Annotated in this window: 17 protein-coding genes, 1 rRNA gene and 1 riboswitch; of the genes, 15 read left to right on the forward strand and 3 right to left on the reverse strand. The window is 37.1% G+C overall.

What is annotated here, in order from left to right; all coding sequences use genetic code 11:
- Positions 1-31 precede the first annotated feature (31 nt).
- A 5S ribosomal RNA gene (rrf, locus tag B5V89_RS14985) occupies positions 32-148 on the forward strand.
- An 899-nt stretch (positions 149-1,047) separates the two neighbouring features.
- On the opposite strand, the gene B5V89_RS14995 is transcribed toward rrf, so the two are convergent.
- From B5V89_RS14995 to B5V89_RS20755, 3 genes are all read right to left on the reverse strand, one after another.
- Positions 1,048-1,257, reverse strand: coding sequence for a geobacillin-26 family protein (locus tag B5V89_RS14995; protein ID WP_108072739.1), 210 nt, complete (start codon positions 1,255-1,257; stop codon positions 1,048-1,050).
- A gap of 8 nt (positions 1,258-1,265) precedes the next feature.
- Complete coding sequence (locus tag B5V89_RS15000; RefSeq protein WP_108072741.1) at positions 1,266-1,763, reverse strand: geobacillin-26 family protein; 498 nt, start codon at positions 1,761-1,763, stop codon at positions 1,266-1,268.
- A 265-nt stretch (positions 1,764-2,028) separates the two neighbouring features.
- Positions 2,029-2,160, reverse strand: a complete 132-nt coding sequence (locus B5V89_RS20755) for a LuxR C-terminal-related transcriptional regulator (RefSeq protein WP_425319839.1) — start codon at positions 2,158-2,160, stop codon at positions 2,029-2,031.
- 950 nt (positions 2,161-3,110) lie between these two features.
- On the opposite strand from B5V89_RS20755, the gene B5V89_RS15005 reads away from it, so the two are divergent.
- The 14 genes from B5V89_RS15005 to purD all read left to right on the forward strand — a co-directional run bounded on the left by B5V89_RS15005 (position 3,111) and on the right by purD (position 16,897).
- Positions 3,111-3,656, forward strand: a complete 546-nt coding sequence (locus B5V89_RS15005) for a DUF2179 domain-containing protein (RefSeq protein ID WP_066227646.1) — start codon at positions 3,111-3,113, stop codon at positions 3,654-3,656.
- Entirely contained in the window at positions 3,649-3,843 is a 195-nt protein-coding gene (locus B5V89_RS15010) for an NETI motif-containing protein (protein ID WP_066227649.1), read from the forward strand. Before B5V89_RS15005 ends, B5V89_RS15010 begins: the two co-directional genes overlap by 8 nt.
- An 81-nt stretch (positions 3,844-3,924) precedes the next feature.
- Positions 3,925-4,025: riboswitch (purine riboswitch) on the forward strand.
- Between the two features lie 123 nt (positions 4,026-4,148).
- Entirely contained in the window at positions 4,149-4,637 is a 489-nt protein-coding gene (gene purE / locus B5V89_RS15015) for a 5-(carboxyamino)imidazole ribonucleotide mutase (RefSeq protein WP_108072743.1), read from the forward strand.
- Positions 4,630-5,754 (forward strand): 5-(carboxyamino)imidazole ribonucleotide synthase, encoded by a 1,125-nt coding sequence (gene purK / locus B5V89_RS15020; RefSeq protein ID WP_066227656.1) that lies wholly within the window; start codon positions 4,630-4,632, stop codon positions 5,752-5,754. The genes purE and purK overlap by 8 nt, the downstream gene beginning before the upstream one ends.
- Before the next feature lie 18 nt (positions 5,755-5,772).
- Positions 5,773-7,065 (forward strand): adenylosuccinate lyase, encoded by a 1,293-nt coding sequence (gene purB / locus B5V89_RS15025; protein ID WP_108072745.1) that lies wholly within the window; start codon positions 5,773-5,775, stop codon positions 7,063-7,065.
- Positions 7,066-7,125: 60 nt separating this feature from the next.
- Positions 7,126-7,848, forward strand: coding sequence for a phosphoribosylaminoimidazolesuccinocarboxamide synthase (purC, locus tag B5V89_RS15030; protein ID WP_108072747.1), 723 nt, complete (start codon positions 7,126-7,128; stop codon positions 7,846-7,848).
- Complete coding sequence (gene purS, locus B5V89_RS15035) at positions 7,841-8,095, forward strand: phosphoribosylformylglycinamidine synthase subunit PurS (protein ID WP_066227665.1); 255 nt, start codon at positions 7,841-7,843, stop codon at positions 8,093-8,095. Before purC ends, purS begins: the two co-directional genes overlap by 8 nt.
- The gene (purQ, locus tag B5V89_RS15040) at positions 8,092-8,775 is read left to right on the forward strand and encodes a phosphoribosylformylglycinamidine synthase subunit PurQ (RefSeq protein ID WP_066227668.1); all 684 of its coding nucleotides are present in this window, start codon (positions 8,092-8,094) and stop codon (positions 8,773-8,775) included. Before purS ends, purQ begins: the two co-directional genes overlap by 4 nt.
- The gene (gene purL / locus B5V89_RS15045; protein WP_066227671.1) at positions 8,759-10,981 is read left to right on the forward strand and encodes a phosphoribosylformylglycinamidine synthase subunit PurL; all 2,223 of its coding nucleotides are present in this window, start codon (positions 8,759-8,761) and stop codon (positions 10,979-10,981) included. Before purQ ends, purL begins: the two co-directional genes overlap by 17 nt.
- Positions 10,966-12,387, forward strand: coding sequence for an amidophosphoribosyltransferase (gene purF, locus B5V89_RS15050; protein WP_108072749.1), 1,422 nt, complete (start codon positions 10,966-10,968; stop codon positions 12,385-12,387). The genes purL and purF overlap by 16 nt, the downstream gene beginning before the upstream one ends.
- 15 nt (positions 12,388-12,402) lie before the next feature.
- Positions 12,403-13,428, forward strand: coding sequence for a phosphoribosylformylglycinamidine cyclo-ligase (gene purM / locus B5V89_RS15055; RefSeq protein ID WP_108072750.1), 1,026 nt, complete (start codon positions 12,403-12,405; stop codon positions 13,426-13,428).
- 4 nt (positions 13,429-13,432) lie between these two features.
- Positions 13,433-14,032: a phosphoribosylglycinamide formyltransferase gene (gene purN / locus B5V89_RS15060; RefSeq protein ID WP_066227678.1), complete on the forward strand. Its 600-nt coding sequence runs from the start codon at positions 13,433-13,435 to the stop codon at positions 14,030-14,032.
- Positions 14,029-15,558: a bifunctional phosphoribosylaminoimidazolecarboxamide formyltransferase/IMP cyclohydrolase gene (gene purH / locus B5V89_RS15065; RefSeq protein ID WP_108072751.1), complete on the forward strand. Its 1,530-nt coding sequence runs from the start codon at positions 14,029-14,031 to the stop codon at positions 15,556-15,558. The genes purN and purH overlap by 4 nt, the downstream gene beginning before the upstream one ends.
- A gap of 82 nt (positions 15,559-15,640) precedes the next feature.
- Positions 15,641-16,897 (forward strand): phosphoribosylamine--glycine ligase, encoded by a 1,257-nt coding sequence (purD, locus tag B5V89_RS15070; protein WP_108072753.1) that lies wholly within the window; start codon positions 15,641-15,643, stop codon positions 16,895-16,897.
- The last annotated feature ends 32 nt before the right edge of the window (positions 16,898-16,929 follow it).

Raw genomic sequence — 16,929 nt, forward strand, 5'->3', positions numbered from 1 at the left:
TTTGAGGGAACAAACCCTTAATTTTATACAGTCTGGTAATTATGGCGAGAAGGTCACACCCGTTCCCATCCCGAACACGGAAGTTAAGCTTCTCAGCGCCGATGGTAGTTGGGGGCTCTCCCCCTGCAAGAGTAGGACGTTGCCAGGCAAATGAAAAACACAGAGTGTATGCTCTGTGTTTTTTTGTTAAAAGATAATGAGATATAAAATTTGCGGTCTACCACGGTCATTAGGGCTATGGTATTTTTAAAAGATAAAATTTTGTCATGTCATAGTCCTTGATACTATGGTGTTTCATATATATATGAAGAAAATTATATTAAAACGTATTTTTTTCGCTCATCATCAACATAGGGAAAAATTTAAAACGAAAATAAAAAGGAAGATTCAATCAATAGTAATCAAGGAATTGGAGAAATTAAAGGATTGTAGTAATCCTAAAAATGGTTTCAAACTTTTTTTCTTGAGGGTATTGTTCTTTTTAAATTAGTCATTTTAAAAATGATTTTGTACCTTCTTTTGATATTCTCTTAAACTTATTATTTATAATCTATTATACATAACATAATGTCGATGGATGGGTATAAAAGAATATGCTCAATTAATATGAGAAAACTTTTATTTAGAACAATTATTATTAAAGATGCATAATCAAACGAAGATAGACCCTAGTAAAATAGTAAGAAAGTGTCTCATTAAAAAGGAAATTAATCAACAGAAAACTTTATTTAATTTGAGAAACGATGTCTATGTCTTGCACTGGGTATCCGAAAGGGGTTTGTATCAAAAAAATAAAATCCTTGGATATTAGAAAATCCAAGGATTAAAATAATCATTTATAAAATATACAAAGTTTACAGGGTTTAAAAAAACAAATACCAGACCCATAAGTAGATAATACTTCCACCAAATAAAACACCAATCAATATTGTTAAAAATACTGATGACTTTTTTTGTGGTATCTTACTGATAGAAACCATAAGTAAAATTAAAAACAAAACAGATATTACTAATAATTCTATTAACATATATATACAACCTTTTTAATCATATAGTAATTCGTGCAAAATAGTATTTAGAATCCTTGTATGCATTGTACATTGCTTTGCCTTCTGCATATGCAATTGCACCTGAAATAACTGTTAATAATCCAGCTAATATTTTTGTCCATGTAGGTTCTGGCACTAGATATAATGTAACAATTGTCGCAATAATTCCACTACCAACTTTAGCTACCATTTGATCTTTGTTACTCATAAAACTATCTACTGATGATTTAAAAAATTATTTAATTCGTCTTTATTTTTGGTTTTTTCTGTAGGATTTTTTGATACACCATTACGAAGTTTTGTTACCCAAATGTATTTTCCTGATTTCTTATAAATCCAATAACCATATACATCTTTTAATGTATTTTTTCTAATTAAAGATCCAGCCATAGTTTGTACTTTTAATTCGTTTTGAGAGGATGGTTTATCTGTTATTAATTCCTCATTTATCAATGTTCTATCTAAATTATATGTTTCGTACTTCATTTCACCGGTTTTTTTATAATATGTTGCAACAAAAATGTTATTGTCGTCTTTAGTTTCAACCTTTTTTACATCTTCATTATCTTCTAATGTCTTAGCTGTAATTCCATCTTTAAAAGTAATTTCCTTTCCAACAGACTTATTCTCTTCTGCATGAACTTGTGACAATGGAACTATTACCATAAATAATATTGATAATAAAGAAGCTAAAAATACTTTAATACTTTTCAAACTAATCTTCTCCTTGTTGAATATAAAATTGTGTCTATTAAATAATACATTATATTACTACTGAAGGATACTAAAAATAGATATATTTATGAATAAACAGTAAAAACGACAAAAAGTGACAAAATTTTAGTATCAATTTTTTTAAAGATTTCAACAAAGAATCATTGGCAGTTAAATGATCATACAATTTTCTTAAAGGAACAAAAAATCATAGCGAAAGGAGTGGGCAACATTCTGTATACGATTTTTGGATTTAAGCTTTGTCTTAACTACTCACATTATCTATGAAAGTGTGTTCACTTAAATACAAAGTTTTTCTCACCTTTTTATTGTTATGTCCTTCAGCAAGTAAATCTAGGATTATGTTTTCTCTTTCTGTTAGGTAAGGATTAGGAATTTATATTGCATCTCTGCCACTTCTAGATAAATAAAGCCCTAATCGAATTCCGTTCTCCTCTAGCAAATATTGTTCTTCTAATTCCTCTTTTAAATAATTAAATGATAACCATCCGATATTTGCTATTTAAACGTCATAGGTACAAAAATGGCGGGTGAAAGATTAAAAAATTCAATATACTCTTCCTTTAAAAACTCTTTAAGTTTTTTTATAGAGACACAAAACTTAACGTAATAGAATTCCTATAAGAAAGATTTATACAATAATCGTAAAATAAAATAAAGAGATTGATACTAGTGGGTATTAAGGATGCGGTATGACAAAATTAAAAAAATGTGTAATACCCAATTTTTTTAATTACATACATTTTGTTAGTAACAATTATTAATTTTACTCAAATAAATAATATTTCTTTTGGTTCTTCGATGTTAATGCAAGCTATTATATATTCTGGGTGTAGTAAGTCCGATGATTACTGCCCTAACAGTTATTAAGAAAACGAATTTTAAAGAGAATTTATTATGCAAAAACATAAGTGTTTTTCATTTTGATTTTAGCGGAAGCATATCAATTTATTCCATTTTATTTATCTATTTGGTGGAGAAAAAATTGGACCACTGTATCTGTTAGTTTTTGTATATAGTTTACATAAAAAAATGCAATGAAAAGACATTCTATTATGAAACCGTTTAAAAAATAAAAAGACCGATCAAAGAAGGGTGCAAACCAATCGAAAATAGTTACGAATCTCTCAAAATAAACGAAAATCCATTAAATCATGAAAAACAAATCCATCCAGTACGGAAAATCTTAAATAATTATTATTCATCACATAGATCAAATGTATAACCGGATAATTTTCAAATAAAAATATTTCTAAAAAACTTGTTTGTTATAAGCATTTTAGGAAAAATATAAAGAAAGAATGTAATTTTAAAGGAGTGCTTAATTTGCTTCAAAACAGCATTGTCATGGTAATTATTATATTAATTATAAATATCGTCTATGTATCATTTTTTACTATACGCATGATTTTAACTTTAAAAGGATACCGCTATGTTGCGGCTTTTGTAAGTATGATTGAAATTGTAATCTATGTGATGGGGCTAGGATTAGTGCTTGATAATTTAAATCATATCCAAAATGTCATTGCTTATGCAGTAGGATATGGGATTGGTGTCATTGTTGGAATGAAAATCGAGGAAAAGTTGGCATTAGGGTATATAACGGTAAATGTGATAACTAAGGAATATGATAAGGATTTGCCGAGACAGCTACGAGACAGTGGGTATGGGGTAACAAGCTGGGCCGCAAATGGTCTTGAAGGAGATCGAATGGCTTTGCAAATATTAACACCAAGAAAATACGAACTGAAATTGTATCAAAAGATAAAAGAATTAGATCCTAAAGCATTTATTATTGCATATGAACCGAAAACAATATATGGTGGATTTTGGGTGAAAAGTGTGAAAAGAGGTAAATTGAAACATGAGTAAAAAAAAGCAATTTGAAGTGTTAGCAAATGAAACAATAGCTGATTGTCTAACACGAATGGAAAATGAGGGATACCGTCCAGTCCGCAGAATTGAGAAACCAATTTTTAAAGAAGTGCTAAAAAATAATCAAACAGAATATCAACCCGTCAGCAGAAAAATAGTGTTTGACGCACTAAGGATTGAGTAAAACACGAACATTAATTATACCAAAATCCTAAATGTTCGATTTTTAGTTGACATGTAAATAGCCTATTGTTAAGATGTAATTGTCGAAGATAAATACAACTCTCATATATAATGGGAATATGGCCCATACGTTTCTACCCAATTACCGTAAATGATTGGACTATGAGAGAAAGTGGATTTTGGGAATTATTTTCCGTTTATTTGTGTTGTTTTTCCCCAGATGAGCTGCTTTCTCTTTATGAATGCAGTTTGTCTGGTTTTTTGATTTTATTTGAACCTTTAGTAAAAATTTGACGGAGGCCTATTATGATAACCAAAGTTGGAGTAATAATGGGAAGTATTTCTGATTGGGAAACAATGAAGCATACAAGTTCTATATTAGAAGAATTAGAGATTCCGTACGAAAAACAGGTCGTATCTGCACATCGAACACCAGAATTAATGTTTGAGTATGCAGAAAATGCGAGAGGCAGAGGAATTAAAGTAATTATTGCCGGTGCAGGTGGTGCTGCTCATTTACCGGGAATGGTCGCTGCGAAAACGACTCTTCCGGTTATCGGGGTACCTATACAATCGAAGGCATTAAACGGACTTGATTCTTTATTATCCATTGTGCAAATGCCTGGTGGTGTTCCAGTAGCTACAGTAGCAATTGGAAAAGCTGGTGCACAAAATGCCGGATTGCTAGCTGCGCAAATTTTATCAATAGATGATTCTGAGATAGCAAATAAACTAGAAAAAAGACGAGAAAAAATAAAAGAAACTGTAATCGAAAGTAGTGATCAACTTGAATAGGGAAATCATTCAGCCAGGGAAAACAATTGGGATTATCGGCGGTGGCCAGCTTGGCAGAATGATGGCTCTTGCTGCAAAGGAAGCAGGCTTTCGAATCATTGTTTTAGATCCTACGAATGACTGTCCATGTGGTCAGGTTGCTGATGAACAAATCACGGCGGGCTATGATGATTTACAGGCACTCGAACATTTAGCGAAAAAATGTGATGTTATTACTTTTGAATTTGAAAATATTGATTATGAATCATTACTTTCACTTTCGAGAATAGCAAATGTTCCTCAAGGTGCAGAAATTATTCGTATCACTCAAGATCGCATAATTGAAAAAAATACATTAGTAGCTTCAGGTGTAAAGGTGGCACCATTTAAAGTCATACACTCAGAAGCTGAAATGAATAAAGCTATTCAAGAGCTCGGATTCCCTTGTGTGTTAAAAACAAGCCGTGGGGGCTATGATGGTAAAGGGCAGCATGTCATCCAATGTGCGGACGATAGTATTGAGGCTAAAAAACTGTTAGAATATGGGGCATGTGTTCTCGAATCTTGGGTTGAATTCGAAAAGGAAATTTCTGTGATTGTTACTAGAAATGTAAATGGGGACATGGAATGCTTTCCAGTAGGGGAAAATATTCATGTTGATAATATTTTACACCAAACAATTGTCCCTGCTCATATCAATAAGCACATCGAGGTTGCTGCCTTTCAACTAGCGGAAAAAATAGCAGAACATATCGAACTCATCGGTACATTAGCTGTAGAAATGTTTCTTACAGCAGATGGTCAAATTTTTGTGAATGAGTTAGCACCTAGACCACATAATTCAGGTCACTATTCAATTGAAGCATGTGATTTTTCTCAATTTGACCAGCATATCCGTGCGATCTGCAATTGGCCTTTAAAATCGCCATCACTTTTAAAGCCGGTAGTAATGGTCAATATTTTAGGGCAACATGTGGAAAAATTAATGGAACAAATTCCTTTACAATCTGAATGGTCTATTCATTTATATGGGAAAAGTCAGGCGAAATATCAAAGAAAAATGGGACATATTACAGTTTTAACAGATAATATTGAGAGGACACTCTCACAACTAAATGATAGTGGAATTTGGAAGTAGAATCGGAGGAAATAATTTATGATCGAGCGTTATACACGTCCGGAAATGGGCGCAATTTGGACAGAGGAAAATCGCTTTAAGGCATGGCTTGAGGTTGAAATTTTAGCTTGTGAAGCATGGGCGGAACTTGGAGATATTCCAAGAGAAGATGTAGAGAAAATACGCCAACATGCAACATTCGATGTGGCAAGGATTAAGGAAATTGAGGAAGAAACACGCCATGATGTTGTTGCTTTTACAAGAGCGGTTTCTGAATCACTCGGCGAAGAGCGGAAATGGGTTCATTATGGCTTAACTTCTACGGATGTTGTTGATACAGCTTTATCGTATATTTTGAAGCAGGCAAATGAAATTCTTTTAAAAGACATTGAGAATTTTATCGGGATTATTGGTGAAAAAGCAAAAGAGTATAAGTACACCGTGATGATGGGGAGAACCCATGGTGTCCATGCAGAACCAACAACTTTCGGATTAAAGCTTGGCCTATGGTATGAGGAAATGAAACGCAATCTGGAAAGATTCAAGCAAGCTGCTGCAGGTGTTGAATTTGGGAAAATCTCGGGTGCTGTCGGTACATATGCAAATATTGATCCATTCGTTGAGAAATATGTTTGTGACAAGCTTGGCTTACAAGCGGCGCCGATTTCTACACAAACATTGCAAAGGGACCGTCATGCACATTATTTAGCAACGATTGCTTTAATAGCTACTTCTATTGAAAAATTTGCGGTAGAGATCCGTGGATTACAAAAAAGTGAGACTCGCGAAGTAGAAGAGTTTTTTGCAAAAGGACAAAAAGGTTCATCTGCTATGCCGCATAAACGAAATCCAATTGGCTCGGAAAATATGACAGGAATGGCAAGGGTCATTCGTGGATACATGATGACTGCATATGAAAATGTAGCATTATGGCATGAAAGAGATATTTCTCATTCATCTGCGGAACGTATTATCTTACCTGATGCGACAATTGCACTAAATTATATGTTAAATCGCTTTGCGAATATCGTGAAAAACCTAACTGTATTCCCTGAAAATATGAAACGGAATATGGATAAAACACTTGGTTTAATTTATTCGCAACGTGTATTGCTTGCGTTAATTGATAAAGGAATGGTACGTGAAGCAGCTTATGATACAGTACAGCCAAAAGCAATGGAAGCATGGGAAAAGCAAGTGCCTTTCAGAGAGCTAATTGAAGCGGATCCAACAATCCAAAGCAAACTAACGAAGGAAGAAATTGCCGATTGCTTTGATTATAACTACCACTTAAAAAATGTAGATTTCATCTTTGAACGACTTGGACTATAGCAGGATCACACTCACGGTGCCTGACACCGTGGGTGCCTGACACCATAGGGGGCATGTGTGATGGAAAAGCTAGGTTTATTGTATGAAGGAAAAGCAAAGCGGATTTTTGGTACTGAACGTGATGGTGTGCTGTTGGTGGAGTATAAGGACTCGGCTACAGCTTTTAACGGAGAAAAAAAGTCTGAAATTACTGGAAAAGGGCAGCTGAATAACGAAATTAGCAGTTTACTATTTGCTAGTTTAAAAGAAAGTGGGATTGATAGTCACTTTATTGAAAAGATTTCAGCATATGAACAACTTGTACAGCAAGTCTCAATCATTCCTTTGGAGGTCGTCACACGGAATATTGTGGCCGGCAGCTTATCAAAACGACTTGGTATCGAAGAAGGAACTCCATTAAAGCACCCAATTGTTGAATTTTATTATAAAAATGATGATTTAGGCGATCCATTAATAACAGAGGATCATGTTGAAGTACTGGAGATTGCTAGTCCGCAAGAGTTAACCCTTCTAAAGCAGAAAGCAATCAAAATTAATGAAGTGCTATCAAACCTGTTTTCAAAACTTGGCATCCATCTAGTAGATTTTAAACTTGAGTTCGGCAAGGATTCGAATGGAGAAATTTTACTAGCTGATGAAATTTCACCAGATACATGTCGACTTTGGGATAAAAAAACAAATCAAAAGCTCGATAAAGATGTTTTTCGTAGAAATTTAGGGGATTTGACAACGGTATACCAGGAAATATTAAACCGCTTGAGAGGAGAAACGACACATGTTTAAAGTAAAAGTGTATGTAACTTTAAGAGAAAGTGTTTTAGATCCACAAGGTACAGCTGTAAAAAGCTCACTTCACAGCATGAATTACAATGAGGTTGCTGATGTCAGAATCGGAAAATATATGGAGCTAACGATTGAAAAAACAGAACGTGATATTGAAGAAGTAGTTAATGAACTATGTACACGTCTTCTTGCAAATCCTGTTATTGAAGATTATCGATATGAGATTGAGGAGGGTGTTGTACAGTGAGGTTTGCGGTAATCGTTTTTCCTGGTTCTAACTGTGATGTAGATATGTTTCACGCCATTAAAGACGAACTTGGAGAAGAGGTCGAATATGTGTGGCATGATTCAGAAAATCTGGATTCTTTCGATGGCATATTACTGCCCGGCGGTTTCTCCTACGGTGATTACTTACGATCAGGCGCGATTGCTCGTTTCTCCAATGTGATGAAACAAGTGGTGAAAGCGGCGGAAGCTGGAAAGCCTGTTCTAGGTGTTTGTAATGGATTTCAAATCTTACTTGAATCCGGGTTACTTCCTGGTGCGATGAGACAAAATGAAAGCTTGCAATTTATTTGCCAAACTGTTCAATTAAAAGTTGAAAACAACAATACAATGTTTACCTCTCAATATAATCAAGACGAAGTCATACGAATTCCAATCGCCCATGGCGAAGGAAATTATTACTGTGATGCCGACACACTTAAGCGCTTAACAGATAATAATCAAATCGTATTTACGTATGACAACAACCCCAATGGCAGTGTTGCCAATATTGCAGGCATAACGAATGCAAGAGGTAATGTCCTTGGCATGATGCCTCATCCAGAACGAGCGGTTGATGATTTACTAGGAAGTGCAGATGGACTTAAATTATTTCAATCGATAGTGAAAAATTGGAGGGAAGCACATGTCGTTAATGCTTGAACCACATCCATCCCAAATTAAAGAAGAAAAGATTTATCGCGAAATGGGTTTAACCGATGAAGAGTTTGCGATGATCGAAAACATTTTAGGTAGATTACCAAACTATACAGAAACCGGCCTGTTCTCAGTTATGTGGTCGGAACACTGCAGCTATAAAAATTCGAAGCCTATACTAAAAAAATTCCCTACTTCCGGTGAAAGAGTCCTTCAAGGACCTGGTGAAGGTGCTGGAATTGTCGATATCGGTGATAATCAAGCGGTCGTATTTAAAATCGAAAGCCATAATCATCCTTCCGCGATTGAACCCTATCAAGGTGCAGCAACAGGTGTTGGCGGAATAATCCGTGATGTATTTTCGATGGGAGCAAGACCTATTGCTATACTAAACTCCCTTCGTTTTGGAGAGTTAGAGTCTTCAAGAGTGAAATATTTATTTAAAGAGGTAGTCGCAGGTATTGCAGGCTATGGAAATTGTATTGGAATTCCAACAGTAGGCGGAGAGATTCAATTTGATCCATCCTATGATGGAAATCCACTTGTTAATGCGATGTGTGTTGGCCTTATTGATCATAAAGATATTCAAAAGGGGCAAGCAACAGGTGTTGGTAATACAGTCATGTACGTCGGTGCCAAAACAGGCAGAGACGGCATCCATGGAGCAACGTTCGCCTCGGAAGAATTAAGTGAAAAATCAGAAGAGAAACGACCTGCAGTCCAAGTGGGAGATCCATTTATGGAAAAGCTGCTTTTAGAAGCATGTCTTGAACTTGTTAAATCGGATGCATTAGTCGGTATACAAGATATGGGAGCAGCAGGTCTTACAAGTTCATCTGCTGAAATGGCAAGTAAAGCGGGTTCAGGTATCGAAATGAATTTAGACTTTATTCCACAACGTGAAACAGGGATGACTGCATATGAAATGATGCTTTCTGAATCACAGGAAAGAATGCTGATCGTTGTAAAACAAGGGAGAGAACAGGAAATTATCGATTTATTTTCAAAATACGGCTTGGAAGCAGTTTCGGTTGGACGGGTAACCGAGGATAAAATGCTTAGACTCATTCATCATGGTGAAATTGTAGCAGATGTTCCAGCTGATGCACTTGCTGAAGAAGCACCTGTATATCATAAGCCTTCAGCTGAACCAACGTATTTCCGAGATTTTCAAGCGATGGAAGTGGAGATTCCGAAAGTAGTAGATTACAAGGAAACTTTGTTAAATCTTTTACAACAGCCGACGATTGCTAGTAAGGAATGGGTGTATAAACAATACGATTATCAAGTGCGAACAAACACTGTGGTTACACCAGGTTCAGATGCTGCAGTAGTACGAATACGTGGAACACGAAAGGCGCTGGCAATGACAACTGACTGTAACTCCCGCTATCTTTATCTAGATCCAGAAATGGGAGGGAAAATTGCTGTCGCAGAAGCTGCAAGAAATATCGTTTGCTCTGGAGGAGAACCGCTTGCAATCACTGATTGTTTGAACTTTGGTAATCCGGAAAAACCTGAAATTTTTTGGCAAATTGAAAAAGCAGCAGATGGGATGAGTGAAGCCTGTCTTGCGCTGAATAGTCCAGTCATCGGAGGGAATGTTTCCCTTTATAACGAAACAAATGGAGTAGCTGTCTATCCTACCCCTGTCGTTGGGATGGTCGGTTTGATTGAGGATTTAGACCATATTACGACCCAACATTTCAAACAGGCTGGGGACTTGATTTATATGATTGGTGAAACAATGCCTGAATTTGGTGGCAGTGAGCTTCAAAAAATGCAGAATAATAAAATTTTTGGGAAATCGCCAGCCATCGATTTAGAAGTTGAAGCTAGAAGACAACGACAATTGTTGACAGCGATAAAAGAGGGGCTTGTTTCCTCAGCCCACGATATTGCTGAAGGTGGAGCGGCGATTGCAATAGCTGAATCTCTATTTGGCACAACAGGCTTAGGAGCAGAAATCGTGTTGCAGGGTGATCCGGTTGTTTCATTATTTAGCGAAACACAATCTCGTTTTATTATATCGGTGAAAAAAGAAAATAAAGCTAAATTTGAAGCAATTGTCAAAGATGCAGTATTGATTGGTGAAGTAACGAGCAATGAAAGGCTTCAGATTAAAGATGAAAATAATTCAGTCTTAATTGAAGCTGATGTAAATGAATGTGAGAAGGCTTGGAAAGGAGCTATTCCATGCTTGCTGAACTAAAAGGGTTAAATGAGGAATGTGGTGTTTTTGGAATTTGGGGACATCCAGATGCAGCGAAAATTACTTACTATGGCCTGCATAGTTTGCAACATCGGGGCCAAGAAGGTGCTGGCATCGTTGTATCTAATGGCGGCAGACTGCAAGTTTTAAAGGGAGAAGGACTCGTTACTGAAGTTTTTAATGAAGGAAAAATTGAAAAATTACATGGAAAGTCTGCGATTGGTCACGTTCGTTATGCAACTGCGGGTGGGGGAGGAATTGAAAATGTTCAACCCCTCCTCTTTAATTCACAAAACGGCAGCTTAGCACTTGCTCACAATGGAAATATTGTCAATGCGAATGCACTGAAGCATCAGCTTGAAGCTCAAGGAAGTATTTTTCAAACAAGCTCGGATACTGAAGTATTGGCACATTTAATCAAAAGAAGCGGTTACCTATCGTTAAATGATCAATTAAAAAATGCGCTGACTATGCTTAAAGGGGCTTATGCGTTTTTACTAATGACAGAAACGGAAATGATGGTCGCCTTAGATCCTAATGGTTTACGTCCATTGTCAATCGGTCAAATAGGTGATGCTTATTGTGTTGCATCTGAGACATGTGCTTTTGACATTATTGGAGCTGAATTTGTGCGAGATGTTATGCCCGGAGAACTAATTGTCATTGATGATCGTGGTCTCCATTCAGAACCATTTACCCTTTCTACTTCAAGTGCAATTTGTACGATGGAATATGTCTATTTTTCACGACCAGATAGTAATATTCACGGAATTAATGTTCATACGGCAAGAAAAAGTATGGGGAAACAATTAGCGATGGAAGCACAAATAGATGCGGATGTTGTAACAGGTGTACCAGATTCAAGTATATCGGCTGCCATTGGCTATGCTGAATTAGCAGGAATCCCTTATGAGCTCGGGTTAATTAAAAATCGTTATGTCGGGCGGACGTTTATCCAGCCTTCTCAATCGTTAAGAGAGCAAGGCGTTAAGATGAAATTAGCTCCGGTTCGAGGTGTAGTTGAAGGCAAGCGTGTGATCATGGTTGATGATTCAATCGTAAGAGGAACGACAAGTCGGCGAATTGTGACCATGCTAAGAGAAGCAGGTGCGAAAGAGGTGCATGTATGTATTAGCTCACCCCCTATGAAAAATCCATGCTTTTATGGAATTGATACGTCAACTCATGAAGAATTAATTGCATCGAAACATAGTGTCGAAGAAATTCGAGAAATGATTGGAGCCGATTCCTTAACATTTTTAAGCGTGGATGGAATGTTAAAGGCGATTGGTAGACCTCAAGATGGAAATCAATGCGGTCAATGCTTAGCATGCTTTACGGGTAACTATCCGACAGAAATTTATCCAGACACTGTACTACCTCATGAAAAAGAACTTGTGCGCTAGGAGGCTGTGAAGGAAATGGCAAATACGTATCGTGATGCAGGAGTCGATATTGAAGCTGGTTATGAAGCGGTGGAAAGGATTAAAAAACATGCTGCACGTACTAATCGATTAGGTGTTCTTGGCCAATTAGGGAGCTTTGGCGGTGTGTTTGATTTATCATCGCTCAATCTTAAAGAGCCTGTGCTCGTTTCGGGTACAGACGGTGTTGGAACAAAGCTGAAATTAGCTTTTCAAATGGATCGGCATGACACGATTGGCATTGACTGTGTAGCGATGTGTGTGAATGATATTGTTGTCCAAGGTGCGGAACCTTTATATTTTCTTGATTATATTGCTTGTGGGAAATCCATTCCGGAAAAGATTGAAGCCATTGTTAAAGGAATTGCAGATGCCTGCGAACAGGCTGGCTGTGCACTAATTGGCGGGGAAACTGCAGAAATGCCGGGACTTTATGAAGTAAATGAATATGATTTAGCTGGTTTTTCCGTGGGGGCATGTGAAAAAACGGAACTTATTACGGGTGAATATCTACACGAAGGCGATATTTTAATCGGATTGGCTTCGAACGGCATTCATAGTAACGGTTATTCATTAGTAAGAAAAATCTTTTTTGAAGACCATCAGTTTTCTCTTGAAGAAAAGCTTCCTGAATTAGATGATCCCCTTGGCATTGAATTACTAAAGCCTACCAAAATATATGTTAAGCCAGTTTTAGATGCGATTACTCAATTTGAAATTAAAGGAATGGCGCATATAACTGGCGGAGGCTTCATTGAAAATATTCCGAGAATGCTTCCGGAAGGATTAGGGGTAGAAATTAAGCAAAACTCCTGGCCTATCTTACCTATTTTTAAAGCAATCGAAAAATATGGTGAAATCGATCAACTAGAAATGTTTAATACATTTAATATGGGGATTGGCTTTGTCGTTGCGGTTGATCAGGAAATAGCGAATCAAGCACTTGAATTCTTCGGTAATGATGCTTATAAAATTGGTGTAATTACAAAACAACCAGGTGTTCGTTTTGTTTCAGGGAGTTAACAAGATGAACAAAATAGCGATATTCGCCTCCGGAAATGGAAGTAATTATCAAGCAATTGTTGATGCCGTAAAAAATGGGGCATTAGATGCATCAATAGAGCTGCTTGTGTGTGACAAGCCAAATGCGTTTGTTATAGAGAGGGCCAAAAAGGAAAGTACACCTATCTTTGCATTTGAGCCAAAAACATATGAAACGAAAGCTGCATTTGAAAAGGAAATTGTGTTGGAATTACAAAAACGTGAGATTGAATTAATTGTGTTGGCGGGCTATATGAGACTGATTGGGCCAACATTATTACATGCATTTTCAAAGCGAATCATTAATATTCACCCATCACTTCTACCATCTTTTCCCGGAAAGAATGCGATTGGGCAAGCCCTTCAAGCCGGCGTTAAAGTGACAGGAGTAACTGTTCATTTTGTTGACGAAGGAATGGACACGGGTCCAATTATTGCCCAAGAGTCTTTAAAGGTTGAAGAATCAGATACAGAGCAATCGTTAGCTGAAAAGGTACATACAATTGAACACCGATTATACCCAGAAACGATACAATTACTATTTCAAAAAAGTTTTTTGTGGGAAAAGGAGGAAGCTTCACGATGAAACGTGCACTCATTAGTGTTTCAGATAAAACAGGAATCGTTGAATTTGCTCAAGGATTACTTGAATTAGGGTTTGAAATTATTTCAACAGGCGGAACGAAAAAAGCATTAGTTGAAGCGGGGTTAACGGTAATAGGAGTAGAAGATGTAACGGGCTTTCCGGAAATTTTGGAAGGTAGGGTAAAAACGCTTCATCCTTTTATTCATGGGGGACTATTAGCTAAACGTAACCCCAAACACTTGGAGCAATTAGATCAACAAGGAATTTCACCAATCGATCTTGTTTGTGTCAATCTTTATCCTTTCCAGCAAACTATTGCAAAACCAGATGTAACTGAAGCAGACGCCATTGAAAATATTGATATTGGCGGACCAACCATGCTTAGATCTGCTGCGAAAAACCATGAGTATGTCACAGTTGTTGTTGATTCCCACGATTATGAAGGTGTATTAGCAGAATTGAAGAGGAATGGGAATGTTTCTAAAGAAACGAACAAACGATTAGCCGCAAAAGTTTTCCGTCATACTGCTGCTTATGATTCCTATATCGCAGATTATATGACAAAACTTGTAGATGAGGAAAATCCTGAACGTGTCACGTTTTCATATGAATTAAAGCAAACGTTACGTTATGGGGAGAATCCGCATCAAAAGGCTAGTTTTTATGTCAATCCGATTGGTTCTCCGTTTTCTATTGCTCATGCAAAACAATTACATGGGAAGGAACTATCTTACAATAATATTCATGATGCAGATGCAGCCCTTCAAATTGTAAAAGATTTTTCTGAACCGGTTGCTGTAGCTGTTAAACATATGAATCCTTGTGGCGTTGGGGTTGGAAGTAGTCCATCGAAAGCATTTGCTAAAGCCTATGCTGCTGATTCAACCTCAATTTTTGGCGGAATTATTGCTTTTAATCGTGAGGTTGATAAAGAAACGGCCGAGCAATTACATGAAATTTTCTTAGAAATTATCATTGCTCCTTCATTTTCAGATGATGCCTTAGCAATTTTAACAGCCAAAAAGAATTTAAGGTTATTAACGGTTCCGTTTAATCATGAAAATAAAGGTGAACGTGTCATCACATCAGTTGAAGGTGGCTTACTCGTACAAGATCAAGATTCGTTTACTTTGGAAAACGCTAATATTACTGTTCCAACAAAAAGGGAACCAACTGAAGAAGAATGGAAGGCACTTAAATTAGGATGGAAAGTCGTTAAACATGTGAAATCAAATGCCATTGTTGTGACAAATAAGGAAATGACACTCGGAATAGGTGCCGGTCAAATGAACCGAGTAGGGTCAGCGAAAATTGCGTTGGATCAAGCCGGCGAGCAAGCGAAAGGGGCGATCATGGCCTCGGATGCGTTCTTCCCAATGGATGACACCGTTGAAGCTGCAGCAAAAGCCGGGATAACAGCGATCATTCAGCCAGGCGGATCGATTCGTGATGAGGACTCCATCAAGAAAGCAGATGAATTTGGGATAGCGATGGTATTTACCGGCATCCGCCATTTCAAACATTAAGGTTATTTTACAATTCAAAGGGACATGGGTTCGAATAAATAAACCATGTCCCTTACTTCCTAAATTAATGAGGTGAATTCCGATGAATGTTTTAGTAATTGGCCGTGGTGGAAGAGAACATGCAATATGTAAGAAGGTTAAAGAAAGTTCACTTGTTGAAAATGTGTACTGTGCTCCTGGAAATGCGGGGATTCGTAAGGATGCGGTAATCGTTCCAATTTCAGAGATGAATTTCTCTGATTTAATTGCTTTCGCAAAAGATAACGAAATTGATTTGACCATCGTTGGTCCGGAAGATCCTTTATCAGCGGGAATTGTGAATGAGTTTAAGCAAGCAGGTTTAAACGTATTCGGTCCAACTAAAGAAGCAGCATTAATAGAAGGAAGTAAATCTTTTGCTAAGGACTTAATGAAAAAGTACCTCATTCCAACCTCCGCTTATGAGACGTTTGAACAATATGATGAAGCTAAAAAATATATCCAAGAACATGGCGCACCTGTAGTGATAAAAGCGGATGGTCTTGCAGCTGGTAAAGGGGTAATCGTTGCTCTCACAGTAGAAGAAGCTTTAGAAGGACTTGAGCAATTAATGGTCAATCAAACCTTTGGCGTTGCTTCTACAAAGGTAGTGGTTGAGGAATTTCTTCTAGGCGAGGAATTTTCCTTAATGGCTTTTGTGAATGGGGAAGCCGTTTATCCAATGGTGATTGCTCAAGATCATAAACGGGCATTTGATGGAGATAAAGGTCCGAATACAGGTGGAATGGGGGCGTACTCTCCGGTTCCGCAAATTCCGCAGCAAGAAGTAGAACGAGCGGTGCAAGAAATACTTATTCCAACGGTCAATGCCTTAAAAGCGGAAGGCCGAAGCTTCTGCGGGATTCTTTATGCGGGATTAATCCTAACGAATGAAGGTCCGAAAGTGATTGAATTTAATGCAAGATTTGGGGATCCTGAAACACAGGTTGTGTTATCAAGATTGGAATCTGATCTTGTCCAAGTTATTCTTGATTTACAAAACGAAACAACACCGACGCTTTCTTGGAGTAATGATTGTTCTGTTGGTGTAGTCCTTGCTTCAAATGGCTATCCAAGTACGTATGAAAAAGGAATAGAAATACCGAATTTGAATAAATTCGAATCATCTACACTTGTTTTTCACGCGGGAACTGAACGAAATGAAGAGAATGCCATCGTATCGAACGGAGGAAGGGTATTACTCATTGCCGCAAAAGGAAATGATCTTAAGGACGCCGTTAAAAAGGTATATGTAGAAATGGATAAAATAAAATCAGACCGCTTTTTTTATAGAAGTGATATAGGATTAAAAGCGTTGTAAATAATCGGACTCGAAGTTGAGTCCGATTTTCA

Source organism: Heyndrickxia sporothermodurans (assembly GCF_003055045.1).
Taxonomy (GTDB): Bacteria; Bacillota; Bacilli; order Bacillales; family Bacillaceae_C; genus Heyndrickxia; species Heyndrickxia sporothermodurans.